General features: G+C 69.2%; 21 protein-coding genes and 1 pseudogene. 12 read left to right on the top strand and 10 right to left on the bottom strand.

Annotated features, from left to right (window positions below; genetic code table 11):
- Positions 1-35: 35 nt before the first annotated feature.
- From MYSTI_RS37290 to MYSTI_RS37280, 3 genes are all read left to right on the top strand, one after another.
- Positions 36-1,361, top strand: a complete 1,326-nt coding sequence (locus MYSTI_RS37290) for a cytochrome ubiquinol oxidase subunit I (RefSeq protein WP_015353035.1) — start codon at positions 36-38, stop codon at positions 1,359-1,361.
- Positions 1,351-2,376: a cytochrome d ubiquinol oxidase subunit II gene (locus tag MYSTI_RS37285; RefSeq protein ID WP_015353034.1), complete on the top strand. Its 1,026-nt coding sequence runs from the start codon at positions 1,351-1,353 to the stop codon at positions 2,374-2,376. The genes MYSTI_RS37290 and MYSTI_RS37285 overlap by 11 nt, the downstream gene beginning before the upstream one ends.
- Before the next feature lie 407 nt (positions 2,377-2,783).
- Complete coding sequence (locus tag MYSTI_RS37280) at positions 2,784-5,429, top strand: YncE family protein (protein ID WP_044282564.1); 2,646 nt, start codon at positions 2,784-2,786, stop codon at positions 5,427-5,429.
- A gap of 52 nt (positions 5,430-5,481) precedes the next feature.
- Here the strand turns inward: MYSTI_RS37280 and MYSTI_RS37275 are convergent, their stop codons facing one another.
- Together MYSTI_RS37275 and MYSTI_RS37270 are read right to left on the bottom strand one after the other, a co-directional pair.
- A complete protein-coding gene (locus tag MYSTI_RS37275) occupies positions 5,482-5,994 on the bottom strand; it encodes a hypothetical protein (protein WP_015353032.1) in 513 nt (170 codons plus the stop codon).
- 55 nt (positions 5,995-6,049) lie between these two features.
- The gene (locus tag MYSTI_RS37270; protein ID WP_015353031.1) at positions 6,050-6,820 is read right to left on the bottom strand and encodes an SDR family NAD(P)-dependent oxidoreductase; all 771 of its coding nucleotides are present in this window, start codon (positions 6,818-6,820) and stop codon (positions 6,050-6,052) included.
- A 390-nt stretch (positions 6,821-7,210) separates the two neighbouring features.
- Here MYSTI_RS37270 and MYSTI_RS37265 point away from each other — a divergent pair, with 390 nt between their 5' ends.
- Positions 7,211-7,801 (top strand): hypothetical protein, encoded by a 591-nt coding sequence (locus MYSTI_RS37265; protein WP_015353030.1) that lies wholly within the window; start codon positions 7,211-7,213, stop codon positions 7,799-7,801.
- A 12-nt stretch (positions 7,802-7,813) separates the two neighbouring features.
- Here MYSTI_RS37265 and MYSTI_RS37260 read toward each other — a convergent pair whose 3' ends face one another.
- Positions 7,814-8,794 carry an alpha/beta hydrolase family protein gene (locus MYSTI_RS37260; RefSeq protein ID WP_015353029.1) on the bottom strand — a complete coding sequence of 327 codons (981 nt, stop codon included), beginning with the start codon at positions 8,792-8,794 and terminating at the stop codon, positions 7,814-7,816.
- Between the two features lie 113 nt (positions 8,795-8,907).
- Between MYSTI_RS37260 and MYSTI_RS37255 the strand changes: the two genes are divergently transcribed.
- Positions 8,908-9,804 (top strand): LysR family transcriptional regulator, encoded by an 897-nt coding sequence (locus MYSTI_RS37255; RefSeq protein WP_015353028.1) that lies wholly within the window; start codon positions 8,908-8,910, stop codon positions 9,802-9,804.
- 3 nt (positions 9,805-9,807) lie between these two features.
- Here the strand turns inward: MYSTI_RS37255 and MYSTI_RS37250 are convergent, their stop codons facing one another.
- Both MYSTI_RS37250 and MYSTI_RS37245 read right to left on the bottom strand, forming a co-directional pair.
- A complete protein-coding gene (locus tag MYSTI_RS37250; RefSeq protein ID WP_015353027.1) occupies positions 9,808-10,395 on the bottom strand; it encodes a suppressor of fused domain protein in 588 nt (195 codons plus the stop codon).
- Between the two features lie 31 nt (positions 10,396-10,426).
- Positions 10,427-11,278 carry an SDR family NAD(P)-dependent oxidoreductase gene (locus MYSTI_RS37245; protein ID WP_015353026.1) on the bottom strand — a complete coding sequence of 284 codons (852 nt, stop codon included), beginning with the start codon at positions 11,276-11,278 and terminating at the stop codon, positions 10,427-10,429.
- Positions 11,279-11,527: 249 nt separating this feature from the next.
- Between MYSTI_RS37245 and MYSTI_RS37240 the strand changes: the two genes are divergently transcribed.
- Positions 11,528-12,520: an alpha/beta fold hydrolase gene (locus tag MYSTI_RS37240; protein WP_015353025.1), complete on the top strand. Its 993-nt coding sequence runs from the start codon at positions 11,528-11,530 to the stop codon at positions 12,518-12,520.
- Positions 12,521-12,631: 111 nt separating this feature from the next.
- Here the strand turns inward: MYSTI_RS37240 and MYSTI_RS37235 are convergent, their stop codons facing one another.
- From MYSTI_RS37235 to MYSTI_RS37225, 3 genes are all read right to left on the bottom strand, one after another.
- Positions 12,632-14,221 carry a glucose-6-phosphate isomerase gene (locus MYSTI_RS37235; RefSeq protein WP_015353024.1) on the bottom strand — a complete coding sequence of 530 codons (1,590 nt, stop codon included), beginning with the start codon at positions 14,219-14,221 and terminating at the stop codon, positions 12,632-12,634.
- Between the two features lie 168 nt (positions 14,222-14,389).
- The gene (locus MYSTI_RS37230; RefSeq protein ID WP_015353023.1) at positions 14,390-15,292 is read right to left on the bottom strand and encodes a sterol desaturase family protein; all 903 of its coding nucleotides are present in this window, start codon (positions 15,290-15,292) and stop codon (positions 14,390-14,392) included.
- 21 nt (positions 15,293-15,313) lie between these two features.
- A complete protein-coding gene (locus MYSTI_RS37225; protein WP_015353022.1) occupies positions 15,314-15,985 on the bottom strand; it encodes a TetR/AcrR family transcriptional regulator in 672 nt (223 codons plus the stop codon).
- A 273-nt stretch (positions 15,986-16,258) separates the two neighbouring features.
- On the opposite strand from MYSTI_RS37225, the pseudogene MYSTI_RS45465 reads away from it, so the two are divergent.
- Positions 16,259-16,744 (top strand): annotated as a pseudogene (locus tag MYSTI_RS45465) (M23 family metallopeptidase); the annotation flags it as partial.
- A 183-nt stretch (positions 16,745-16,927) separates the two neighbouring features.
- Here MYSTI_RS45465 and MYSTI_RS37215 read toward each other — a convergent pair.
- Positions 16,928-18,628, bottom strand: a complete 1,701-nt coding sequence (locus tag MYSTI_RS37215; RefSeq protein WP_015353020.1) for a GTPase — start codon at positions 18,626-18,628, stop codon at positions 16,928-16,930.
- Positions 18,629-18,811: 183 nt separating this feature from the next.
- Here MYSTI_RS37215 and MYSTI_RS37210 point away from each other — a divergent pair, with 183 nt between their 5' ends.
- The 4 genes from MYSTI_RS37210 (at position 18,812) to MYSTI_RS37195 (ending at position 21,656) form a co-directional block, all read left to right on the top strand.
- On the top strand, positions 18,812-19,708 hold the full coding sequence (locus tag MYSTI_RS37210) for a dimethylarginine dimethylaminohydrolase family protein (RefSeq protein WP_044282562.1): 897 nt from the start codon (positions 18,812-18,814) through the stop codon (positions 19,706-19,708).
- The gene (locus MYSTI_RS37205; protein ID WP_015353018.1) at positions 19,701-20,492 is read left to right on the top strand and encodes a hypothetical protein; all 792 of its coding nucleotides are present in this window, start codon (positions 19,701-19,703) and stop codon (positions 20,490-20,492) included. Before MYSTI_RS37210 ends, MYSTI_RS37205 begins: the two co-directional genes overlap by 8 nt.
- Positions 20,493-20,667: 175 nt before the next feature.
- The gene (locus MYSTI_RS37200; protein WP_044282561.1) at positions 20,668-21,351 is read left to right on the top strand and encodes a PI-PLC domain-containing protein; all 684 of its coding nucleotides are present in this window, start codon (positions 20,668-20,670) and stop codon (positions 21,349-21,351) included.
- Entirely contained in the window at positions 21,348-21,656 is a 309-nt protein-coding gene (locus MYSTI_RS37195) for a hypothetical protein (RefSeq protein ID WP_015353016.1), read from the top strand. Before MYSTI_RS37200 ends, MYSTI_RS37195 begins: the two co-directional genes overlap by 4 nt.
- Positions 21,657-21,667: 11 nt before the next feature.
- Here MYSTI_RS37195 and MYSTI_RS37190 read toward each other — a convergent pair whose 3' ends face one another.
- Positions 21,668-22,321 carry an MBL fold metallo-hydrolase gene (locus MYSTI_RS37190; protein WP_201768945.1) on the bottom strand — a complete coding sequence of 218 codons (654 nt, stop codon included), beginning with the start codon at positions 22,319-22,321 and terminating at the stop codon, positions 21,668-21,670.
- A 145-nt stretch (positions 22,322-22,466) separates the two neighbouring features.
- Between MYSTI_RS37190 and MYSTI_RS37185 the strand changes: the two genes are divergently transcribed.
- Entirely contained in the window at positions 22,467-24,368 is a 1,902-nt protein-coding gene (locus tag MYSTI_RS37185; protein ID WP_015353014.1) for a lipase maturation factor family protein, read from the top strand.
- The last annotated feature ends 46 nt before the right edge of the window (positions 24,369-24,414 follow it).

The raw sequence follows: 24,414 nt of genomic DNA, 5'->3' as shown, positions 1-24,414 counted from the left end.
TCTAAATACAAATAAATCAAACATAACGCATTCTGATGTCCATGACGGACCTGCTCTATGCGCGGGCGCAGATGGGGCTGTCGCTCGCGTTCCACATCGTCTTCGCGGCGGCGGGCGTGGCGCTGCCGGTCCTCATGGTGTTGAGCGACTGGAAGGCGCGGCGCACGGGTGACGCGGACTACGTGGCGCTGAGCCACAAGCTGGCGAAGGGGACGGCCATCCTCTTCGCGGTGGGCGCGGTGAGCGGCACGGTGCTGTCGTTCGAGCTGGGCCTGCTGTGGCCGGAGTTCATGGGCCGGTACGGTGAAGTGATCGGGCTGCCCTTCAGTCTGGAGGGCGTGGCCTTCTTCACCGAGGCCATCTTCCTGGGTATCTACCTCTACGGCCGCGAGCGGGTGTCGCCGGGGCTGCACCTGTTCTCCGGCATCATGGTGGCGGTGAGCGGCGCGGCCAGCGCGTTCTTCGTCACGCTGGTCAACGTCTTCATGAATGACCCGTCCGGCTTCGTGGCCACGCCCGACGGGCCCACGCAGGTGCAGCCGCTGGTGGCGATGTTCAGTCCGGGCTGGCAGTACCAGACCGCGCACGTGCTGCTCTCCTGCTATCAGGCGAGCGCCTTCGCCATGGCGGGCATCCACGCCTTCGTGCTGCTGCGTCATCCGGGTGCGGCATTCCATCGCAAGGCGCTGTCGGTGGCGCTCCCACTGGCGTGTGTCACCGCGTTGCTCCAGCCACTGGTGGGCGACTTGTCCGCCAAGCACGTGGCGAAGGCGCAGCCGGTGAAGCTGGCGGCGATGGAGTCGCACTTCGAGACGGAGCGCGGCGCGCCGCTGCGCCTGGGCGGGGTGACGGTCCCCAAGGCGCTGTCCATCCTGGCCTTCGGGGACCCGGACGCGGAGGTGCGGGGGCTGAACGAGTTCCCGCGCGACACGTGGCCTCCGGTGGCGAAGGTGCACGCGGCCTTCCAGGTGATGGTCGCCACGGGCAGCGCCATGGCGCTCTTGTCGCTGGTGACGCTCGTCTATCGGTGGCGGAAGAAGGCCTGGCCCTCCGGCCGGAAGATGATGTGGGCCTGGCTGGTGGCGGGGCCGCTGGGGTTGGTGGCGCTGGAGGCGGGGTGGCTCGTCACCGAGTGGGGCCGCCAGCCGTGGATTGTCCGAGGCGTCATGCGCACCGCGGACGCGGTGACGCCCGTGCCCCACCTGGCGGCGCCGTTCTGGACGTTCACGCTCGTGTATCTCTTGCTGGGTGCCGTGGTGGTGGCGCTGCTCAAGCGCCAGGTGGCCGGCACGATGCCGGACCGCGACGAGGGGCCGGTGACGGGCCGAGGCGTGAAGGAGGACGACGCCCATGTCCACTGAGGCGATGCTGGGCTTCGTGATGGCGGGGGCGTTTGTCCTCTACGCCCTCTTCGGCGGCGCGGACTTCGGTGGCGGTGTGTGGGATTTGTTCGCCTCCGGCCCGCGCAAGGCGGAGCAGCGCACCCTCATCGCCCGCGCGATGGGGCCGGTGTGGGAGGTGAACCACGTCTGGCTCATCGTCGGCATGGTGTTGATGTTCGCGGGCTTCCCTCGCGCCTTCGCGGCGCTGAGCGTGGCGCTGCATGTCCCCCTCACGCTCCTGATGCTCGGCATCGTCTTCCGGGGCGCGGCCTTCACCTTCCGCGCCTATGACCTGCGCGGCTACGCGGCGGAGCGGCAGTGGGGGCTGGTCTTCAGCATCGCCAGCGTCGTCGCGCCGCTGCTGTTGGGCATGTGCGTGGGCGCGGTGGCGAGCGGGGACATCCGCGTCGAGGGACGCGTGGTGGTGAGCGGCTTCTTCGCCTCGTGGCTGTCGCCCTTCGCCTGGGCGGTGGGTGTGTTGGCGTTGACCCTCTTCGCGTTCCTGGCGGCGGTGTACCTCACCCACGAGGCCCACTCGGAGGGCCTGCGCGAGGACTTCCGTCGGCGGGCCCTGGGAGCGGGTGTGGCCGTGTTCCTCGCGGCCCTGGTGGTGCTGCTCCTGGCTCGCGGCGGCGCGCCTCGGGTGTGGGAGGGCCTCTTGCGCTCTCCCTTCGCGCTGGCGCTGCACGGGGCCACGGCGGTGGCGGCGGTGACGGCCTTCGCCCTGCTGTGGACGCGGCGCTTCCAGTGGGCGCGGCTGGCCGCGGCCTTCCAGGCCGGGCTCATCGTCCTGGGTTGGGCCGCGTCCCAGTACCCGTACCTGGTGGTGCCCGACATCACGCTGAGCAGCGCCGCCTCCAGCGCCTCGACTCAGCGCGTGCTGCTGGTCGCGGTCGTCATCGGCGCGCTCACGGTGGTGCCTTCCATCGCGCTCCTCTTCCGTGTGTTTCGACCCAGGCCTGAGGGGAACTCGACCCCGGGCTCTCACGGCTGAAACAGAAAAAATGCCGCCCGATTGGAGCACCGGCCCGGAGACGGAGCCGGTGTTCGGCTTTTTCTGTTTTACCTCGGGGTGTGGGGTTCCCTTGTTTGTCTTTGCTCGGCGTGTGTGACGCCTCGAGTCGCTTTCCAGGGAGCCCGAATCTTTGATTCGTGAGAGGAAATGTCGAACGCGAGCCAAGGACGTTTCACGATTTTGATGAGCAAGGAGTTGCATCGAGCCCGTTGTTAAATGCAAGACAGTGAGAAGCACCGCTTCTTCACGACGTGGAGGTCCCCGATATGGTGGGTGTCGCACGACTCGCGGTCTTGCTTTGTGTTGTCTTGGCTTGGCTCCCGGGTGTGTCTCAGGCGAATGATTCTTTTGTAAATTGGGAAAATTCGCAGGTTCACCCGCTCGAGATGACGCCGGATGGCAATCTCTTGCTCGCCGTCAATACAGCGAACAACCGGCTGATGGTGTTCGACCTGACCTCCCGCAGGAGCCTGGAGTTGGTGGATTCCATCCCCGTGGGGTTGGACCCCGTCTCTGTTCGCGCTCGAAGCAATACCGAGGCGTGGGTCGTGAATCACATCTCGGACAGCGTGAGCATCGTCGACCTGGAGCGGGGCGTGGTGACGGCCACCCTGCACACGGATGACGAGCCCGCGGATGTCATCTTCGCGGGCACGCCGCAGCGCGCGTTCATCACCTGCTCCCAGGTCAACCGGGTGATGGTGGTGAATCCCAACCAGTTGGATGCGGCGCCGCAGCGAATCGCGCTCAAGGGCGAGGACCCTCGGGCGCTCGCGGTGAGCGCGAACGGGCGCTACGTCTATGCGGCCATCTTCGAGTCGGGCAATGGCACCACCATCCTCGGCGGTGGCTCGGTGGACCCCACCGCCCATCCGCCCAACGCGGTGAATGACCCGCGCGGCCCCTATGCCGGCGTCAACCCGCCGCCCAACGCGGGCTCCCTCTTCTCTCCCGCGAAGAACCCGGCGAATCCTCCGCCTCCCGCGGTGGGGCTCATCGTGCGGAAGAACGCGCTGGGCCGGTGGATGGATGACAACACCGCGGACTGGACGGACCTGGTGAGCGGGCCGAATGCCTCCGGCTCCGGGCGCCGCACCGGCTGGGACTTGCCGGACCGGGACCTGGCCATCATCGACACCACCACGCTGGGCGTCACCTATGCCCGGCGGCTGATGAACATGAACATGGCGCTGGCGGTGCACCCTTCCGGCTCCGTCACGGTGGTGGGCACGGACGCGCACAACGAGGTGCGCTTCGAGCCCAACGTCAACGGGCGCTTCCTGCGCGTGCTGATGGCGATGGTGGACCCGAACAATCCCGCCTCGCCGGTGGTGCATGACCTCAATCCGCACCTGACGTACGCCACGCCCACCGTGTCGCAGACGGTGCGCAACCAGTCGGTGGGAGACCCGCGCGGCGTCGTCTGGAACTCGAGCGGCACGCGGGCGTTCGTGACGGGCATGGGCTCCAACAACGTGGTGGCGATGGGGCCGGGTGGGACGCGGCTGGGGCAGGTGACGGTGGGTGAGGGCCCCACGGGCATCGTCCACGACTCCGTGCGAGACCGGCTCTACGTGCTCAACCGCTTCGGCGGGAGCATCTCCGTGGTGAACGCGGGCTGGCTGTGGGAGATGGCGCGCGTCTCGTTCTTCGACCCGACGCCGTCCGCCATCAAGGTGGGCCGCAAGCACCTCTACGACACGCACAAGACGTCGGGCCTGGGCCACATCTCCTGCGCGTCGTGCCATGTGGATGCGCGCATGGACAAGCTCGCGTGGGACTTGGGTGACCCGTCCGGCACGGTGAAGGCGCTGACGGGGCAGAACCTGGGCATGGGGCTGGGGCTGCCCCCGTTCGAGCCGTGGCACCCGATGAAGGGACCCATGACGACGCAGACGCTCCAGGACATCATCGGCAAGGAGCCGCTGCACTGGCGCGGAGACCGCGCGAGCCTGGAGGAGTTCAACCCCGCGTTCGAGGGGCTCCAGGGCGATGACACGCAGCTCACGACGCCGGAGATGAACGAGCTGCGCTCCTTCCTCGCGACGCTGTCCTTCCCGCCCAACCCGTTCCGCAACCTGGACAACTCGCTGCCGTCGAACCTGCCGCTGCCGGGCCACTACACGACGGGCCGCTTCGCGCCCGAGGGGCAGCCCTTGGCGAATGGCGACGCGACGCGGGGCCTGGCGCTGTTCCGTCCGCCGAACCTGCTCGCGCAGCAGCTCTTCGCGTGCAACACGTGCCACACCTTCCCGTCGGGGGTGGGCACGAACAGCCAGTGGAGTGGTACCACGTGGGTTCCGATGCCCACGGGTCCCCTGGGCGAGTCGCACCACGCGCTCGTGTCCACGGATGGCAGCACCAACGTCTCGCTGAAGGTGCCGCAGCTGCGCAACCTCTACGAGAAGGTGGGCCTGGAGCTGAGCCAGCTGGAGAGCCTCACGGGCTTCTCGTTCATCCACGATGGCAGCGTGGACTCGCTGGCGCGCTTCGTCACCGAGCCCCCGTTCCACCCGTCGAGCGACCAGGACGTGGCGGACCTGGTGGCGCTGCTGCTGTCCTTCTCCGGCGGGGACCTGCCGCTCGGCTCACCCACGGACCCGCTGTTGCCGCCGGGGCCCGCGAGCAAGGACTCGCATGCGGCGGTGGGGCAGCAGGTGACGATTGTCTCCTCGACGCCCGCGCAGCTCGCTCGGCTCGCTCAGTTCATGACGCTGGCGAACGCGGGCAAGGTGGGGTTGGTGGTGAAGGGCATCCGCGCGGGAGAGACGCGAGGCTTCACGTACCTGGGCAGTGGCACGTTCCAGTCGGACAAGGCCGTGGAGACGGTGAGCGGGACGCAATTGCTCGCGGGCGCGGGGCCTGGCGCGGAGCTGACGTACACGCTGGTGCCCAAGGGCTCCGAGACGCGCATCGGCGTGGACCAGGATGAGGATGGTGTCCTGGATGGCGATGAGATGGAGACGGCCCTGCGGCCGGAGCGTCTGAGCGACTGGTGGCGCCGCATCACCGGCAAGTCGGCTCGGCGGTAGCGCGGGCGTGGGCGGCCTCGGGGGGAAGACCTTCCGAGGCCGCGCGGTGCGTTCAGGAGGCGGTGGGCCAGAGCAGGCGGGGCTCGGCGTCGCCTTCGGCGAGGAGCACGGAGGCGCCGTCGAGGAGGTCCTCGGACTCGAGGGCCGTCACCACGGCGCGCACGGCGGCCTCGGTGTGCATGACCTGGCAGTAGATGCGCAGGTGGCCGTCTCGCATCTCGCCGCCTTCCACGTCGCCGTTGCCCGTCCAGCCGAGGGCGTCGGTGAGGAGCTCCTCCACGGCGACGCGCTTCTCCACGTCGTGGCCGGTGCCCTTGCCCTCGATGGGGTACTGGACGAGGAGGGTGGCCATGGCGTCGAGCTCGGGCTCGTCATAGCCGTCCTCGATGAGGGGGCCCGCGGCGTCGGCGATGGCGAAGTCGGGGTCCTCGTCCGGGGGGAGGGGCGCTTCCTTCTGCTCGCCGACTTCGCCCACGGTGCCCCAGTGTGTGGTGAGCACCCCTTCGTGAACCCAGACCTCCCAGTAGCGGAGGCTGTCGCCTTCCTTCTTGTAGAGCTTCAGCACGCGGCGTTTTCCATTCGGAGGGCGCCCTCCATAGCACAGTGGCCGGGCGGTGCTCTCAGAAGGCGCGGCCCTGGCCTCCGTCCACGGGAAGGGTGGCCCCGGTGACCCAACGGGCACGCTCCGAGCAGAGGAAGGCCACCACGTCCGCCACCTCCTCGGGCGAGCCGAAGCGACCCCAGGGCAGCTCGTCCTGGACCAGCTTCGCGACCTTCTCGGGGTCGGCCTTCTGGCGTTTGTCCCAGCTTCCGCCGGGGAAGAGGATGGAGCCGGGGGCGACGCCGTTGACGCGGATGCGGTGGGGCGCGAGGTCCACGGCCATCTCCTTGGTGAGGGCGGTGAGGCCCGCCTTGGCGGTGGTGTAGGGCGCGCTGGTGGCGTACTCGCGGCCGTAGATGGAGTTGATGTGGATGATGGTGCCGCCGCCCTGGGCGCGCATGACCTCCACGGCTCGCTGACTGCACCACACGGCGGACATGAGGTTGCGGTCGAGCACGGCGGTCCACTGGTCGGTGGTGGCGGTGTGGAAGGCCCCGGCGCCGCCGCTGCCGCCCACGTTGTTGACGAGGATGTCCAGGGTGCCGAAGGCGCGCACGGCCGCGTCGACGGCGGCGCGGGCACCTTCGAGGGTGGCCACGTCCGCGACGACGGTGGCGATGTCTGCGCCGGTGGCGCGCAGCTCGCGCGCGGCTTCCTCCAGGGCCTCCGCGCCGCGAGCGCTCAAGCACACGCGAGCGCCCTCACGGGCGAGGGCGGCGGCGGTGGCGCGGCCGATGCCTTTGCTGCTGCCGGTGATGAGGGCGGATCTGCCTTGGAGCTCCAGGTCCATGGAGCGCGTTCTACTGCGTCAGGAGGGGGACGGGGTGGGGGGATGTTGTCTGTTCAACGGAATGCTGTTGAGGTGGCGGGGCGCGGGTTCGGCTCGCGGTTCCGTCGTTCCCTAGAGTCGAGGCTCATGGCTATTCCTGCTCCTAGGCCCTCGCCCGCGGAGGTCGAAGCCTCTGGGGGCCGTCCGATGTCCGTGGCATCCCCGTCCTTCTCAGTGCCGCCTCGCGTGGAAGTGACTTTCCCGGAAGAAGGCGCCGCGAACGGAGAAGAGCCGCGATGGGCCCAGGAGGCACTGGCTCCTGTGAGGTTGGTGCTGAATACCGCGTGGCTCTTCGCGCGAAGTCCTGGGCGCTTCGCGGAGCGATGGGCTCGCGGAGGATGGGAAGAGGTCATGAGTCCGCTGGCCTACGTGACGGTGGCCTCGGCATTGGTCGTCGGCGCCATGCGCGTCATGAAGACGGTGAAGTATGGGGTGGCAACGATTTCCCTGTTCGAGCAGTTCATGCGGACGCTTGTTCCGCATCTGTACTACGCGCTGCTCGGGCTGGTGATGCATGCCGTGCTGCGGTTCTTCGGGAGTCAACGGCGCTGGTCCAGCTCCGTGGCCATGGCGCTCTACGCAGGGGGGACCTTCGCCACGGTGGGCATGTTGCTAGTCCTGACCTATCTGTCGGTGGGTTCGCATCTCGGTGTCGTGGGTCGCGGCGAGGGGCCGTTCAGCCCCAGTCCCGGCCATGAATGGCTGTATTGGATTGGGTTTCTGCTGACGGTGGTGCCGGGGACTCTCTTTCTGGTCTCCTCGATGCAAGCCTTGAAGGTTCTTCACTCCGCGCGACGCGGTCCCTTCGCGCTGGCGGCTGTCCTCGGGCTTGGGGTCTTCGTGCTCGTGGGGACTTACGTGCCGCTGTACACCCTTCATCTCAGTCTGGCGGTGGACTCGTTCCGAGGAGTCCCCGTCCCCATGTTCTACTGGACGTTCTGAGGGCGTGTTGCCTCAGGCCCCGGTGGCAGGGCGAGGCGTGAGGGCGTGGATTGCGAGCCACTCGGTGGCTTCGCACCAGAGCGTGTCTCGGAACGTCTCACGGAAGAATCCGAAGTGACCGATGGCCCGTCCCAGGTCCTTCGGGGACACGTGACGGTGCTCCATCAGCGAGTCCGCGTAGAACGACAACAGGTGCTCCACCGCCGCACGCGGCGCCATCTCGTCGTCCGCGAAGCTGTACGCCCGCAGCGGCAGGTACAGCGACGCATAGGCCTCGCGACGCGCCTCGCCGCCCTCGCTCAACAGGTAGTCAGGGGACAGGCACCACCGCGCCCACTGCTCAGCCACTCCCGCGGGCAGGTCCTCCGCCGTGCCCGCCCAGCCCGGCAACTTCCCGAACGCTCGCACCAGCGTGGGCATCACCACGCGCCAGGTGAGCCCCATGCGCCAGCTCTGGGGGAACAGCTTGTAGTAGCCCGAGCCCGCCGCCACGTTCAGCAGCGCGGACACCTCGCCCGCGTTGGGCGCGAGCCCCAGGAGTTGCCCGCCAACGCTGTGGCCCACCAGGAGCAACCGGTGGTTCGGATACCGCTCGCGCACCATGTCGATGGCGCCCGCGAGGTCCTGGCTCCCCCAGTCCTCCATGCGCGCCTCGAAGCCCTCGAGTGACTGCGGACGCGAGCCGCCGATGCCTCGGTAGTCGAAGGTGATGGTCGGAAAACCCCGCTGCGCGAGGAAGGCCGCGAAGCGCGAGTAGTACCGCTGCCGCGCACCCGTGGCTCCACTCACCAGCACCACGGCGCCCAGCTGTGAGCCCTCGGGCTCATGGAGCGTCGCGGCCAGCGAGTAGCCATCCCTCGCCTGGAAGCGGAACGCCACCCCAGGACGCGAGCCCCCGGACTCCACCGCCGGCGCGGCCTCGACCGGCAGACGCTGCTCCGGGTGGTTTGTCTCCTGCTCCAGCGTCGTCGGATGAAACATGGACATCGACATCGTGTGCTCCTGGTCGCGCCGGGCTGTGTGGGTGCCGCAGCTCCTGTCGCACGAGATAGCGCTGGATGTGCTGCGGGAATGCAGGGCTTTGCTGCACCATTGCAGGCATGGATATGCGATGGGACGACTTGCGCTACCTGCTCGCCGTGGCACGCCAGGGCTCGCTCGCTGGAGCGGCTCGCGAGCTGCGAGTGGACGCCACCACGGTGGGCCGCCGCCTCGCCGCCCTGGAGAAAGCCCTGGGGACCCGGCTCGTGCTGCGCGGCGCTCGCACCCTGGGACTCACCGAGGAGGCCGAGGCCGTGGTGGCTCGCGCGCGGGAGATGGAGGACTCGCTCCGCTCGCTCTCGGATGCCGTGTCCCGCGAGGAGAAGGCGGAGGGCACCGTCCGCATCGCGGCCACCGAGTACCTGGCCCAGGCGCTGCTCGCTCCACACCTGGGGGAGCTGCATGCCCGCCATCCCGGACTCAACGTGGAGCTCGTCGTCGGCTCGGACCTGGTCGATCTCCAGCGAGGGGACGCGGACCTGGCGCTGCGAATCGCTCCGCCTCGCGGGGATGCCCTGGTGATTCGCAAGGTGGGCGACATGGCGTTCGCGATGTACGCGGCGCGAGCGTACCTGCGGCGTCGAGGAGCGCCTCGCCCGGGGGACTTCCGGAACCACTCCGTGCTGGCCTACCGGACGACGCTCACCTCGGGCCCCGAGTCCGAGGAGCTCACACGCCTCACCCAAGGTGGCCGCAGGTTGCTCCAGAGCAACAGCACCACCGTGCTGCGCGAGGCCGCGGCGGCGGGACTCGGAGTCGCGCTCCTGCCTTGTCTCACCGGAGAGCGAGACACCCGGCTGACACGAGTGGGCGCGGGTGTCCTGGGAAAGCGCCCGCTGTGGCTGGCCTTGCACAAGGACTTGCAGCGCAGCCCTCGGGTGCGCGCGGCCTCGGACTGGGTGGTGGAGCTGTGCAAGCGCGAGAAGGCCGGGCTCGCGGGGACAGAAGCCTCGGCGCGATAGTCCTCAGACGAGCGAGGGGCGGTGGACCTCCGCGGGGCTTGATTCACTCGCGTCCAGGAGCTCACTGAACGCGTCGAACCCCTCCTTCTGGATGAACGCATGCTCCGCCTCATGCAGCGGCACGAGCCACCACAGCTCGATGTGTTGCGGACCGAGGTGGAGCCGCTCGAACTCCTCGTCTTCGCCCAGGGCCTCGTCCACGAGGAGCGCGCGCGTGGGCCAGGACTTCGGCACCAGGGGAGACGGGGGCACGGCTCGGCCCGGCTGCACCTCCACGTCGTCCCTTCGCGAATAGAGGACGAAGTCCATGAGGAAGCCGGCGACCTCCTCGAACGTCGCGCCGCCCAGGTCCGCGGACAGCACGAGCAGGAACTCGGAGCGCGTTCCTCCCTCCCGAGCGAAAGAGGAAGCACCGACGGTGGCGACGCGTGCGACGGGTGACTCCGCGGTGGCGGGGAACAGGTAGACCTCGACGATGTCCGTCTCCCGGGAGAAGCGCTGCCGGTCGAGCGGCATGCCCCAGTGCCGCAGGTAGGCGCCCAGGACGACGGTGCGCCGGAGGTCGTGTTGAAACAGCTCGGGTGAATCCATGAGGCCAGTCTACGCGCTGACCCCCGTCTCTTCAGCGAGCGACCAGCGCCTGGAAGCGCGGGTTGCGCAGATAGTCTTCACGGCGTCCGTCCAGGAGGGTTCGCACCTGGACCGGTGCGTCTTCGCCGAGGAGCAGGCGCAGCGGGCCCGTCTCGCGATTCACGTGCTCGAGCAGCTCCCGCGCGGCGACCTCGGGCGACGCACTGGTGTCGTGGGCCTGGTGACTCAAGTCCCAGGGGACCTGGCTCGTGCCGAACAAGGACGTGCGCAGCTCGTCATAGGCGGGCATCGGAGCGGCGAAGCGCATGCTTCCCCAGCTCCAGTCCGTCGCGAACGAGCCCGGCTCGACGAGTGTCACGCGAATCCCCCACGGCGCCACCTCCGCGGCGAGTGCCTCGCTGAAGCCCTCCAGCGCCCACTTGCTCGCGTTGTACGCGCCGAACGTCGGCATGCTCCCAACGCCGCCCACGCTGGAGATCTGCACGATGTGCCCCGTCCGTCGCGCCCGCAGGTGCGGAAGCACCGCCTGCGTCATCCACAGCGCGCCGAACAGATTGGTCTCCATCTGCGCGCGGAGGTCGGCTTCGGAGTGCTCCTCGATGGTGCCCACCAGCCCATAGCCCGCGTTGTTCACGACCACGTCGAGCTGCCCGAAGGCCGCAATGCCTTTCTCGATACACTGAAACACCGCGTCTCGATGTGTCACATCCAGCGGCAGCGCCACGCAGTGCTCCGGGTATCGGGCGATCAACTCCTGGAGCCGGCCCGGGTCCCGAGCCGTGGCCACGACCCTGTCTCCCGCCGCCAGGGCCGCCTCCGCGAACGCCCGGCCCAGTCCTCGGCTGCTTCCAGTGATGAGCCAGACCTTGCTTGCCCCAGGCATGAAACGACCTCTTTCCAATGGGTTACGAGAAGAGCGGCGCGAGACGCGCCGTCTCGTGAAGAAGTAGCCTCACCGGAACCTCATGTCAACACGAGACGTATCGTCTCGCATCGTGGGCTTCGAGTCTCCGATTCTGGGATCTCTCAGCGCACGTGACTTTTCCCGAGTGGCCTTTTGAGTGGCTCGTTACAAGTCCGCGCCCCGAACGGCCGAACGGCCGCTGGCACCCCTTACAGGAAGACTTTTGTCATGAGTTCAATGCATCGCAGGGAGTTTCTGGGTTTCACGACCACCGCACTGGCCGCCACCGCGCTCGCTGGCTGCATGCCTCGCGGAGTGAGTGGCGCGAGCGCTTCCCCGGAAGGGGGCACGCTGAACGCCGAGGCGTATCACTCCTCGCGCAAGTACCTGGACAGCCGCTTCGGGCGCATCGCCTATATCGAGCGCGGCACCGGCGAGGCCGCGCTGTTCCTGCACGGCTTTCCGCTGAACAGCTTCCAGTGGCGAGGCGCCATCGAGCGGCTGTCTCCGTATCGCCGCTGTGTCGCGCCCGACTTCATGGGGCTGGGCTTCACGGAGGTCGCGGAGGGGCAGAGCTATTCGCCGGACGAGCAGGTGAAGATGCTCATCGAGTTGATGGACCGGCTCTCCATCAAGACGGCGGATGTCATCGCGAACGACAGCGGCGGCGCCATCGCGCAGCTGCTGGTCACCCGTCATCCCGAGCGCGTGCGCACGCTGCTGCTGACCAACTGCGATGTGGAGAGCGAGTGCCCGCCTCCCGCGGTGCTGCCGGTCATCGAGCTGGCGCGCACGGGTGAGTACGTGGACGCGTGGCTGGCGCCGTGGCTCGCGGACAAGGCGCTCGCGCGTTCGGACAAGGGCATCGGGGCGATGTGCTTCTCGAACCCGGCGAACCCCACGGACGAGGCCATCGAGTACTACTTCGGTCCGCTGGTGCGCACGCCGCGCGGCAAGGCGCAGGCGCACGCGTACACGCTGGCGCTGGAGGCCAACTCGCTGGCGGGCATCGGCCCCGAGCTGCAGAAGTGCAAGGTCCCCACGCGCATCATCTGGGGAACGGGCGACACCATCTTCTCGCAGTCGAGCGCCGACTACCTCGACCAGACCTTCGGCGCGTCCCGTGGCGTGCGCCGCATTCCCGGCGCGAAGCTCTTCTTCCCCGAGGAGTACCCCGACGTCATCGCCGAGGAGGCTCGCAAGCTCTGGGGCATTGGCTGAGTGGGTGATGGGTCCGCGCCAGTGAGCTTCACCCGGAAGTCAGCGGGGAGGAGCTTCCTGGCGCGGAGGTGATGGGCGAGCCCGGGCTGGAAGGTCCCGGGCTCGAATCACTCACTTCGTCTGGAAGCGCACCTCGGCGGGCCCCGGTCCACCGGTCCGCTTCACGCCTCGCCCGGGGTTCGCGGCCAGGTGCTCCAGCACCTTGTAGACGGTCTCCACCTCATCGGGCTGTCCGATGTCCGCGGCGAGCTGCTCCGCGGTGCGAGCGTCCGCGCGGGCCTCGCGCAGCCGCGCCGTGAGCTTCTGCTGAATCGCCAGCACGCTCGTCGCGGCCTTCTTGCCCGCCTCGACGCCTGGCTGATGGTACGCGTTGATGTGCACGAGGCTGGCGTACAGGCCCACCGCGCGCTCGTAGAGTGCAATCAGCGCGCCCACCGTGCGCGCGCTCACGTCCGGAACCGTGAGCGTGAGCGACTCGCGGCCCTTCTCGTACAGCGCGCGGCGCGTTCCCAGGAGGAAGCCCAGCAGGTAGTCGCCGCTCGTGGTGCCGCTCTCGACCTCCATCGACTCGCCGTCGCGGTCCTTCAACACCTCGATGAAGGTGGCGAAGAAGTTGGGCACCCCCTCGCGAAGCTGCTGCACATACGCGTGCTGGTCCGTGGAGCCCTTGTTCCCGTAGACGGCGATGCCCTGGTTCACCACCTGGCCGTCCAGGTCCTTCTCCTTGCCCAGCGACTCCATGACGAGCTGCTGGAGGTAGCGCGACATCAGGAGCAGGCGGTCCTTGTACGGCAGGATGACCATGTCCTTCAGCCCGCGCCCATCGCCCGCGTGGAACCACATCAGCGCGAGCAGCGCCGCGGGGTTCTTCACCGCGTCGCGCTGCCGCGTCGCCACGTCCATCTCCCGCGCGCCCTCGAGCATCGCGTCGATGTCCAGGCCCTGGAGCCGCGCGGGCAACAGCCCCACCGCGGACATCACCGACGTGCGCCCCCCGACCCAGTCCCACATGGGGAAGGTGCGCAGCCAGCCCTGCTTGCGCGCGTGCTGGTCCAGCTCACTGCCCGCGCCGGTGATGGCCACCGCGTGCTTGTTGAAGGCGAGCCCCTGCTCCTTGTACGCGCGCTCCGCCTCCAGCATGCCGTTGCGCGTCTCCTTCGTGCCGCCGGACTTGCTGATGACCACCGTCAGCGTCTCGGCCAGCCGCGCGCCCAGCTGCCCCAGCACCCGGTCCATCCCATCCGGGTCCGTGTTGTCGAAGAAGGACACCTGCATCGCGTCCGCCTTCGACGTCAGCGCGTCCGCGACCAGCTGCGGCCCCAGCGCCGACCCGCCGATGCCCACCAGGAGCAGGTGCGTGAAGCGCGGCGCCTTGGGGGGCTTGAGCTTCCCCTCGTGCACCTCGCGCGCGAACGCGTGGATGTCCGCCACCGTGCTCGTGATGTCCTTCGACAGCGCGGGCTCGGGCGCGAGCTCCGGCGCGCGCAGCCAGTAGTGCCCCACGCGGCGGTTCTCATCCGGGTTGGCGATGGCGCCCTTCTCCAGCGCCTCCATCCGCGAGAACGCCTCCTCCAGCCGAGGCCGCATCCGCTCCAGGAAGTCCGCCGCGAAGCCCATGCGCGAGACGTCGAGGGAGAACCCCAGCGACGGGACGACGCTCAGATACCGCTGGTACCGCTCCCACAGCTCACGCTCGGTCATGGCTCCTCCACCGCCCAGGGGTTGCTCGCGCGAAAACCGCCGGCTGGCTTAGCGCCTCCGCACGCGCGAGGGAAGCCGAACACGCCAGGGCCGCGCACTCCCGGAAGGCTCAGTGCTCAACACTCCGCACCCGAGCCGGGGCTCGCGCGCCCCACCCGGGCGAGGTCTTCACGCCGAAGGCCGCAGCGGCTCCGACGCGGGAGGATTGCCCGGCGGAGCGGACCGCGGCGCCTCGGGCTTCCACGCGGGATTGCGGAAGATGTAGCCCAGCCGCTGCTTCCACGGCCCCGGCTTCATCGCGTCGCGCGCGATGGAGGCGAACTCATGGAACGCGATGCGCACCGGGTTGAACGTCTGGAGGTTCTTGGTGAGGCCGTAGATGGGCTTCTCGACCTCGGGCTCGAAGGTGCCGAACAGCCGGTCCCAGATGATGAGGATGCCCGCGTAGTTCTTGTCGAGGTAGCGCGGGTTGGACGCGTGATGCACCCGGTGATGGGAGGGCGTGTTGAGCAGCCACTCCAGCGGGCGCGGCAGCCGGACGATGGCCTCGGTGTGAATCCAGTATTGATACAAGAGGCTCACCGACTGCTGGACGACAATCATCACGGGCGAGAAGCCCAGCAGCGCCAGCGGTGCCCAGAACACCCAGCTCGTCGGCGGCGTCCACGTCTGTCGCAGCGCGGTGGTCAGGTTGTAGTGCTGGCTGGAGTGGTGCACCACGTGCGAGGCCCAGAAGAAGCGGCTCTCGTGGTGGATGCGATGGAACCAGTAGTAGCAGAGGTCCTCCGCGAAGAAGAGCAGCACCCAGGCCAGCACGCCCGAGCCCACGCGCAGCGGCGTCAGCTTGTAGAGCGCCAGGTAGCCGGCGAAGGCGACGAACTTCCACACCACGTTGATGAAGACGTTGCCCAGCCCCATGGAGAGGCTGGCGAGCGAGTCCTTCACGGTGTGCCCCGCGAAGTCGCGTCCCTCGTCTCGCAGCTTCTTCACCCACAGCGCCTCGGCCACCACCGTCAGGATGAAGACGGGAATCGCGGGAGTGATGAGGTCCGGGATGTGCGTGGCGTCCATGGAAGACCTCCAGCGGGGTGCTCAGTCGCGGCGTCGCCGTTTCGAGGGGCGGCGCGAATGGGGTGAGAAGGTGCTGCGCAGAAACCGCGTCAGCGCATCCAGCATACGGCGGTGGGCGGGGTCCTTCGGTCGGGCGCTGCCGCCCATCGCCGCGCCCTGCACGGCGTCGAGCGCCAGCTCCACCACGGAGTCGAACTCCGGATAGGCGTCCGCGGCCTCGGGGAACAGCTCGCGCGCCACCCGGTGCAGGTTCTCCCGGTGCGGCCCGTCCACCGCGGCCAGCGCCACCTGGAGCTCCGAGTCCGTGCGCGCCGCCACATACAACTCGATGGCGGCTTGCAGCTCCGGCCGCTGGAACGCGGCCCACAACAGGTCCACCGCGGTGCTGATGCGGTCCCTGCCGGAGGGCCGCGCGCCGACCCCCGCGAGATAGTCCTGGATGAGCCGAGGAAAGAGGTGCTCCACCGCCGCGGCGAGCAGCTCCGCCTTCGTGTCGAAGTGCGTGAAGAGCGCGCCCTGTGACACGCCCGCGCGCTTCGCCACCTCCACCGTCGTCAGCCGCGCGTGCCCCAGCTCCACCAGCGTCTCGATGGTGGCGTCCAACAGCTTCCGCCGGGTCGACTCGCGCCGCTCCTGCTGCGTGCGCCGAGGCGGACGCGCGGGGCTCTCGGAGGAAGAGGTCTTGGCGGCCATCTCCCGTGAAACATAGCGCCAGATTTAGTGAGTGACCAGTCAGTATTTGTTGGCGAGGGAACGAGCGGGCGGGTGGGGGTGGACTCCCTGCGCGAGGTGTCCAGGCCCGCATGAGGCCGCTGACCGGGCAGGCGTGGAGACAAGGGCTCGGTCGTTGGCGGAGGGCTTCCCGCTCGGAGCGGAGGACGGGGAGCCCCACGCTCGAGCGAGCGGGCCTTGGGGACCCTGGTGATAGGCGGCACGGGCGCGGGATAATTCGTTCAGGAAATACCCATGGCGGTTGCCGCCGTTGTCCGCCGGCCAAATATGAACCTGTCCTCCGCGCTCCTCGTTGGTTCCTTGCTGGCCTCGTCGCCAGCGGCTCCTCACTCGATTGCCTCTCCGTCGGGCGACCTGCCCGAGGTGGGCGTGCCTTTCGCCTGTGGCCGCATCTACACGGTGAGCCAAGGGCACGACACGGGCAGCCACCAATACAACGACACCCATGCGTGGGACTTCCGGATGCCGGAGGGCACGCCCATCGTCGCCGCGCGCGACGGCGTGGTGCGGATGGCCCGTGGCGACAGCACGAAGGGCGGCTGTGACGAGAAGTTCGCGCCCCTGGCGAACTACGTCGTCGTCTCGCATGGCGACGGGCTGGAGACGCAGTACCTGCACTTCAGCGCGGTGGTGGTGAAGACGGGGGAGCAGGTGAAGCAGGGCCAGCTCATCGGGTTCTCCGGCGCCACGGGCTGGTCGTGTGGCGCGCACCTGCACTTCAAGGTCGCGCGCGAGACGGGGGCGGGATGGAACAACCCGTCCGTGCCGGCGCGCATCGTGGGGTATGGAGACCCGGTGCGAGACACCCGCGTGGCGTCTCCCGTGTGCCGTGAGGCGGGCAGCGAGCCGCTCATGGCGACGAAGGAAGGCACGCACACGCCGGGTCAGCCGGTGGTGTCCATGTCACCGGAGAATCGTCAGGATGCGACGCGCGGCCTCCCGCCCGGGGCGAAGTCCATCATCGACGGCCTCTCCCAGCCTCCGGCCCAGGGTGGCCAGGGACTCGACAAAGCGGGTGCGCCCGCCCGCGCCCGCACGGCGAGCGGCTCCGGCGAGACTCGCTGAGGCGAGCATCGCGCCTGCTCCCGCGAGCAGCGCGAAGAGGGCTCCCGCGTTGACGAAGTAGTCGAGCGGCAACAGCGGGCCCTCCACGTAGGCGCGCACCACGCGGTAGCCCACGTGTCCGAGCAGCACCAGCAGCGGCAGGTTGATGAGCGGCAGCACCAGCCAGCGCGCGACGCGCCACCAGCCGGCGACGGCCTCCGCGACGCCCGTGGTGGCGGTGTAGCGCCAGGCGGAGGCGCGGGCGTCTCGCACCTCCTCGAGCAGCGTGCCCATGTCGGGAACACCGAGCACGGCGGGCTCCAGGCCCCCGGCGCGGGCGAGGCTGCGGGCCTCGGTGAGCGCGGTGCGTGCGGCGGACTCCACGCCGAAGTCATCCTCGAACGGTTCGATGACCGCGCTCTCCGCGGCGCGCGCGCGGCTGTGGCCTCGCACGGCGTCGACGACGGTGGAGGCCGCGGCGACCGCGAGTCCCGCGGGGAGGCTGCGACGTCCGACGACGGCCGCCGCGCCGAGGCCACTGGCGCCCCAGAGGGACAAGCGCAGGCCCCACGCGGCGGGCCCCCAGAAGCGTCCACCGGCCTGCCTGCGCACCTCCGCGGCCAGGTGTCCGTGGGCCAGGCGCAGGCGGGACTCGAAGTCCTCGCGCAGGCCGTCGGAGGCCTTCTCCAGGCCGGAGTCGAGCGCGGCCTTGGTGCGGGAGAGCAGGGCCTCGGTCTCCTCGAGGGCGCCCTTCACGAGGGTGGAGAGCTCCTCCAGCGCGCCGAGCGCATTGCCGCGTCGGACGCGTGCGGCGATGGCCTGGGTGGCGAGTCCGCGCAGGTGGAAGAGGAGGGGGCCGAACTCGCCGGACACATCGCGGCCGTCCTTGGCGGCTTGGGCGCTGATGGCGAAGACGGGGACGTCTCGAGGGGCGAGTGCGTACTGCTCGGCGGCGACGCGGCGGACCTGGGCCTTGAGGGTTTCGCGTGACTCGGGGGAGAGCTCGTCCGCGAAGTTGAGGATGAAGACGAGGGCGCGGCGACGGGCGAACTCGGTGAGGAACTCCACTTGGGAGGCTTCGGCGACGCTGCCCCGGTGCATGACGACGAGCGCGACGTCCGCGCGCTCCAGCGCGGCGCGAGCGACCTCGCGGTGGGTGGTGGCCACGCTGTTGAGGTCGGGCGTGTCGATGAACACCTGTCCGCCCCAGAGGGCCTGCGGGCCGGGGAGGTACCGCGACACGCGGGCGCCGGACTTCGCGAGGGCATCCGCGGTGGCGCCTTCGGGCGCGAACACGGTGGCGGTGGTGCTGGTGGGGCGGTCCACGCCTTCGCGCGAGAGGGGTTGGCCGGCGAGGGCGTTGAGGAGGGTGGACTTGCCCGCGCCGGTGGCTCCGACGAGCGCGACGGCGAGCGGGGCGTCGCGGCTCGCCACGCCTCGGGCATAGTCGTCCACCAGTCGGTCCAGGCGCGAGGCATGCGGCTGGAGCGGTGGCAGTTCCAGGGCGGTCTTCAGCAGGGACCGCAAGGCATCGGGCTCGGGCAGGCTCGTCTCGTCCACGTGGGCTGTGAGCCTGTCTCGGCCACGGGCGGGTGGCCAGCGTGAATGTGCGGTGTCGTTCAGTAGGGAGCCTGGAGCCGGGGCGACTCATGGGGCTGGGGCCCGCGACGGCGTTCACTGTGCGCTGCGCATGCAGGGTGATGTGGCGGCCTGGAACGGGGGAGCGGTAGAAGCGTGAGCGCCATGGAACTCTTCCTCATGTCGCCCCCGGGGCGAGGCTGGGCGTTGCGCGGGCGCAACAACTTCCGCAGTCGCGAGGCCGCCCCTGTCGATGCGCGCAAGGCCCGCCGCGAGTGGCTCGCGCTGGCTCGCGCCATCGAGGCTCGCGGTGGCACCGTCGTCGCGCTGCCGTCTCCGTCGGAGCTGCTGACCGGCATGCCGTATGCCGCCGAGTGCGGTCAGGTCGTGGCCCGCCCAGGCGCCACGCCTGTGTTCGTGCTGCCTCGGATGATGAGTGCACACCGGCAGGCCGAGCGTGAGCACTGGGAGGCACTCGCCCGCCGCATGGGCTTCGAGGTCGTGGGCCCGGACGTGGGCATCTGGGAGGCCCATGGCGATGTGGCGCACTTCGACGGCGCCACGCTGCTGTTCTGGGGCGGACGCACGACACTCGATGGAATCGACGCCGCTTCCCGTTGGTTCCCAGGTGAAGTGGTTCGCGTCCAGGTCCGCGAGCCCGCGTTCCACGGCAACATGGCGCTGCTGCCCCTGCCCGCCGTGGACCGCATGCTCGTGTGTCCCGAGGTCATGTCTCCTGATTCCTACGCACGCCTCCGCGAGCGCTTCGGCGAGCACCGGCTGCTTGTCGTGACAGAGGACGAGATTCGCCGCTACGCCACCAACGGCCTGCCGGTGGGACGCGACCTGCTCGCGCCCTCCGTGGTCCCCGACTCCATCCGCGCTCGCGTGGAGGCGCTCGGGATGAAGGTGGTGTCGCTCGACATGGGCGAGCTGTGTGAGAAAGGCGGCGGCTCCTCCCGCTGTCTCGTGTCGCGCGCGGTGGTGGAGGAGGGCGCGGTGCGGATTCCGGACGACGTCCGCCTCGACGCCGTCGCGAAGGACATCGAAGCCGATGCGTGAAGCCGCCGCACTGACGAGACAGGCGGAGGACTTCTTCTCCGCGCACCCGGGCGTGTCACTCCTGGCGCTGGGCGCGGGCGTCCATGCCGAGTCGATGGACCTGTCTCCCCTGGGCCTGCCCGCGACGTTCCTGCCCGCGGAGCGCAACACGGACCTCGTGTCGCAATACCTCGCGCTCAATCAGCTCGCGTTTCGCGGCATCGGTGTTCCGCGTTGGGTGCTGTCGGACCTGTACTTGATGCCCGGAGCCATCGGGCTCTTGCGCTGTCCGGCGAGGATGTTGAAGCCCGATGTCCGTCAGCACCTCGGCCTCGCGGACGAGGACCCCGCCATCGGCGCGGCGTACTACGCGGCGCCCTCGGTGACGCCGGGACTGTTCATCGGCGTGTCGCTCCTGAGCTTCCTGCCCGGAACCGGCGCGGGTGCCTGGGTGAAGCTGCTCACGCTGAGCATGCTGCGCGCGAAGCGTCTGCGCGGCGTGGCCCAGTGGGACAACCCCAGCGTGCGCGTCCACTCGCGACTGGGCCCGCTTCGCCTCGTGGGCCGCGTTCCCGGAGGACATGAGTACGGCGAGCGGACCTTCGTCTACGAGTCGGACCTGAGCGACAGCACCCGTGTCGCCCAGGCCATGGCGCGAGGGCTGTCCTTGGAGCCCACGCGGAGAATCCCGGTCACGGACCTGCCCGCGCTGAGCGCCGTGTTGGACCGCGCCGAGGCGGGAGCCTCGCTCTTCCTCGCTCCGCCAGGGGTCGAGGATGGCCAGGTGCTGTTGCGCGAAGCTTGAGCGCGACCTTGACTTGTTGATTCGACTGCAGCTTTTGCGCGGCCTTGTCTTTCTTTGTCTTGACGCAATGGCTGGCGTGCAGCCCTTCTCAGGAGCAGCAGCCCCAAGAGCCCGAGGTGGAGTCCACCTCCCAGGCGTCCTATCGCGACCTCGGGTCGCGAGGATTCAGCAGACCTTGCTCCAGTCCGATGTCCCCCTGCCGCATGTCCAGCGCATCGGCTCGCACAACTCCCACGTCACCACGACCCATACGAACTGCCATTTCCTCTGGGATTGCTATTACGCCCGGGCCAATCAGCACCGCGGCATCGACGTGCAGCTCCTGTCTGGCGTGAGGAACCTCGCCATCGACGCATGGAGCGGCCCGGACCCCCTGTGGGCGAACGCGTGCTCGAACGACTCCAACGACGATGGCGCCCCGTGCTTCCATCACGAGGGTGAGCGCTTCTCCACGCGGGTGCACGACGTCATGCGGCACGTCGGCGCGTGGCCGACCGCACCCGAGAACCAGAACGAGGTGCTGGTCATCTGGGTGGAGGACAGCATCCCCACGGATGCCTCACGCGCGTGGTTCCTCGAGGAGTTCGTCAGCTACCTCGACAAGGACTCCCCCCGACACGTCGAAGCCCCTGGCGGACGACCCGAACTCCTGGTTCGTCACGAGCACCCGCGGAGCCTGGTCGGGTGGCTTCTCCGCTTGCCCCGCTGGCTATTCCTTCCTGCCGCCCGTCAATGGCTGGGAGTCGAAGAAGCTCGCGAACATGATTTCGGGCACGTCGAACAGCGTGTGGATCCACTTCACCGACCGGTACCGGCGAGCCCAACAACTACAACGGCAACGAGCACTGCGCCGCGATGACGGCGAATGGCACCTGGTGGGACGACACGTGTTCCACGTCGCGCAAGCTCGCGTGCCGCAAGGCCAGCACCGACTGCACCACGGCGGGATGCCCGGCGGACCTCTGGAAGCTGAGCATCGCCGCTCGCTCCTGGGGCGTGTCGCGGTCGGGCCTGCTGGAGTGCCCCGCGGGCGACGCGTTCAAGGCGCCGAGGAATGCGGCCGAGAACACCTCGCCGCGGGCGGTCGCCGCGGGGCAGAGGGTGTGGCTCAACTACGCGGACCAGGGCCGCGAGGGCGCCTGGTCTTCCTGGGGCCCGAACTGATTCAACCCTCGTCACGGTGACGGCGCGGCGGGGGCCTCCAGGTCCTCGCGCAGCGCCCGGCGGAGCGCGCTCGCGCCATCGCGGAGGATGGGCTCGCCGTGGGCGAAGCAGACGATGTCCACGGCGAGGTGGTCCAGGATGCGCTGGACGCTCTGCCGCGTGCGCAGGGGTTCGTCTTGATACTCACTCGGGACGAACTCCGGCGTGCCGTCGCCTTCGTGCACCAGCAGGTCGGACACGAAGGCGACGCCGCGCGGATGCTTCTGCATCCACAGCGTGTGCATGGACACCACCGGACCGGGCGTGTGGAAGGGGATGAGTCCCCCCGGCAGCGTGTTGCCCGCCACGTAGAAGAAGTCCGGGGTGTTCTCCAGTCCGTAGGCATTCTCGGGCGCCCAGACCGGAGCGCCGAAGGACTGGCGGAGGCGCCACGCCGAGCGTTGATGATTCCCCGCGGTCAGCAGGATGGCGGTGACGTCGCCCAGTTCCCGCAGCTTCGCCTCGTCGACGGGTAACGGGTCGATGAGGATGACCGCGCCGTCGTCGTCCACCACGGCGTAGGCCTCGCTGCGCGCGCCGCCCAGGCGGCTGTCGTTCAAGGTCCAGTGATGGAGGCCGGGTACCAGCTCGACCACCTGCTTTGCCTTCCCCTTGGGCTCGCTCATGCGGTGAAAGCTAGGCACCCCTCGTCGATGTCCACGGGGCGCCTCGACGCGCGCTGCTCGCTCGCCTGTCTCCCCGGCCCCGGGACGACCCCCTCTCTGGCCCGCGAGGACAGCCGCGTCCCCTCGAGGCCCCCATGCTTCGAGCATGGAGGTCTCTTCCGCTCACCGTCCGCCGCTCCTGCTCTACGACGCCGACTGCGGCTTCTGTCGCCGCTGGGTGGCTCGGTGGGCGCAGCGCACGGAGGGGCGTGTCCGCTTCCTCCCGGGGCGGAGGAGACTGCTCCTGCTGCTCGGCATTCCCCGTGGGGACATGCGCCGGGCCTCTCAGCTCGTCGAGCCCTCGGGGCAGGTGACGCAAGGCGCGGAGGCGGTCTTCCGCGCACTCGCCCGGTCGCCTCGCTGGACGACACGCGGCATGGCGAGGCTGGGGTTGTTGCCCGGCGTGTCACGCGTGTCCCAGCGAGTCTATCGCCTCATCGCGAGACACCGTCGCACGGCGTCGCGCGTGGACCGCTGGCTCTTCGGTCGCGCGGTGGTGCCTCGCGAGTACGCCTGGGTTCGCTGGCTCTTCCTCCGCATGATGGGGGGCACGTTCCTCATCGCGTTCACGTCGCTGGGGCGTCAGGTGTTGGGGCTGTATGGCTCGCGAGGGATTCGTCCGGTGAGCGACCTGCTCTCGTCGGAGCTGCGCGAGGCGCCCGCTCGCGAGCGCTGGCGGCTGCTCCCCACGGTGTTCTGGTTCGAGTCCTCCGACACGGCCCTGGCGCGAGGCTGCGCGCTGGGACAGGTGCTGTCCCTGGCGGTCCTCTTCAACGTGGCGCCTCGCTCGGCGTTGGTGATGCTGTGGGGGCTGTATCTCTCCTACGCGTCGGTCGGCCGCGAGTTCCTCTCGTTCCAGTGGGATGTGTTGCTGTTGGAGATGGGGCTGCTGTCCGCGCTCACCGCGCCGCCGGGCTTGCGGCCGGGACTGGGACGCATGGCGCCCACGGCGGTGGAGGTGTTCCTCTTCCGGCTGCTCGTGTTCCGGCTCTACTTCGGCTCGGGGCTCAGCAAGTGGCAGTCGGGTGACAGGACGTGGCGCGAGCTCACGGCGTGCCGCTACTACTACGAGACGGCGCCGCTGCCCACGCGAGGCGGCTGGTATGCGCATCAGTTGCCTGAGCGCTTCCAGCGCGCGTCGACGGCGATGGTGTTCGTTCTGGAGGCGGCGGTGCCGTGGCTCGTCTTCGCGCCTCGACGGCTGCGACTGGCGGCGCTGGGGGCGCTGTCCGCGTTGCAGGGCACCATCCTCGCCACGGGGAACTATGGCTTCTTCAATCTCCAGTCCCTGGTGCTCGGGCTGTGGTTGCTGGACGACGCGGCGCTGCGTCGCCTGCTGCCGTTCCTCCCCGCGCATCCACCGCTGCGGCGGCGCAGGGGCTGGCGGGGGGCCCTGGCGGGAGGTCTGTTCACGCCGCTGATGCTGCTCGGCGCGGCGGACATCCTCCAGCGCTTCGAGCGGGGGACGAGACTGCCCGCGCGCGTCCAGCGCTCCCTGTCGTGGCTGAGCGGTTGTGCCCGGCCGCTGCGCTCAGTGAATCGATACGGCCTCTTCAGTGTGATGACCCTGGAGCGGCCGGAGATCGAGGTCGAGGGCTCCAACGACGGCGAGCACTGGTCGCCTTATGTCTTTCGCTACAAGGCGGGGGAGGTGAAGCGGCCGCCCAGGCAGGTGGCCCCGCACCAGCCGCGCCTCGATTGGCAGATGTGGTTCGCGGCGCTGGGCTCACCGCCTGGCTGGTTCATCGCCTTCCTGGCGCGGCTGCTCGAAGGCGCTCCCGAGGTGACGGGCTTGCTCGCGCACAATCCCTTCCCAGACGCGCCGCCTCGGCAGGTGAGAGCCGTCCTGTACGACTACCGGATGACAGGAATTGTGGAGCGCCAGCGTACGGGGGCCTGGTGGGTTCGGGAGCGGCGGGGCTTGTATGTCCAATCCTTGGCGCTTGCACCGGGGCCTCGCCCTCTGAGGGGAACCCCTCGACTTCGCTGGCTTGCGCCTCGGGGGTAGTTGATACCCGGTGGCTGGTGTCCTCCTGGGACGGGTGGAGTACTGG

It is taken from the genome of Myxococcus stipitatus DSM 14675 (assembly GCF_000331735.1).
Taxonomy (GTDB): domain Bacteria; phylum Myxococcota; class Myxococcia; order Myxococcales; family Myxococcaceae; genus Myxococcus; species Myxococcus stipitatus.
Note: the sequence above shows the minus strand (reverse complement) of the source record. Positions and strands in the feature narration are given on the sequence as shown.

Coding starts and splice junctions, on each gene's coding strand:
- MYSTI_RS37255 (WP_015353028.1), top strand. CDS start 8,908: ATGCGATGGGACGACTTGCGCTACCTGCTCGCCGTGGCACGCCAGGGC.
- MYSTI_RS37250 (WP_015353027.1), bottom strand. CDS start 10,395: ATGGATTCACCCGAGCTGTTTCAACACGACCTCCGGCGCACCGTCGTC.
- MYSTI_RS37230 (WP_015353023.1), bottom strand. CDS start 15,292: ATGGACGCCACGCACATCCCGGACCTCATCACTCCCGCGATTCCCGTC.
- MYSTI_RS37290 (WP_015353035.1), top strand. CDS start 36: ATGTCCATGACGGACCTGCTCTATGCGCGGGCGCAGATGGGGCTGTCG.
- MYSTI_RS37205 (WP_015353018.1), top strand. CDS start 19,701: ATGCGTGAAGCCGCCGCACTGACGAGACAGGCGGAGGACTTCTTCTCC.
- MYSTI_RS37245 (WP_015353026.1), bottom strand. CDS start 11,278: ATGCCTGGGGCAAGCAAGGTCTGGCTCATCACTGGAAGCAGCCGAGGA.
- MYSTI_RS37225 (WP_015353022.1), bottom strand. CDS start 15,985: ATGGCCGCCAAGACCTCTTCCTCCGAGAGCCCCGCGCGTCCGCCTCGG.
- MYSTI_RS37240 (WP_015353025.1), top strand. CDS start 11,528: ATGAGTTCAATGCATCGCAGGGAGTTTCTGGGTTTCACGACCACCGCA.
- MYSTI_RS37190 (WP_201768945.1), bottom strand. CDS start 22,321: ATGAGCGAGCCCAAGGGGAAGGCAAAGCAGGTGGTCGAGCTGGTACCC.
- MYSTI_RS37195 (WP_015353016.1), top strand. CDS start 21,348: ATGACGGCGAATGGCACCTGGTGGGACGACACGTGTTCCACGTCGCGC.
- MYSTI_RS37185 (WP_015353014.1), top strand. CDS start 22,467: ATGGAGGTCTCTTCCGCTCACCGTCCGCCGCTCCTGCTCTACGACGCC.
- MYSTI_RS37260 (WP_015353029.1), bottom strand. CDS start 8,794: ATGTCGATGTCCATGTTTCATCCGACGACGCTGGAGCAGGAGACAAAC.
- MYSTI_RS37285 (WP_015353034.1), top strand. CDS start 1,351: ATGTCCACTGAGGCGATGCTGGGCTTCGTGATGGCGGGGGCGTTTGTC.
- MYSTI_RS37270 (WP_015353031.1), bottom strand. CDS start 6,820: ATGGACCTGGAGCTCCAAGGCAGATCCGCCCTCATCACCGGCAGCAGC.
- MYSTI_RS37280 (WP_044282564.1), top strand. CDS start 2,784: ATGACGCCGGATGGCAATCTCTTGCTCGCCGTCAATACAGCGAACAAC.
- MYSTI_RS37210 (WP_044282562.1), top strand. CDS start 18,812: ATGGAACTCTTCCTCATGTCGCCCCCGGGGCGAGGCTGGGCGTTGCGC.
- MYSTI_RS37265 (WP_015353030.1), top strand. CDS start 7,211: ATGAGTCCGCTGGCCTACGTGACGGTGGCCTCGGCATTGGTCGTCGGC.
- MYSTI_RS37235 (WP_015353024.1), bottom strand. CDS start 14,221: ATGACCGAGCGTGAGCTGTGGGAGCGGTACCAGCGGTATCTGAGCGTC.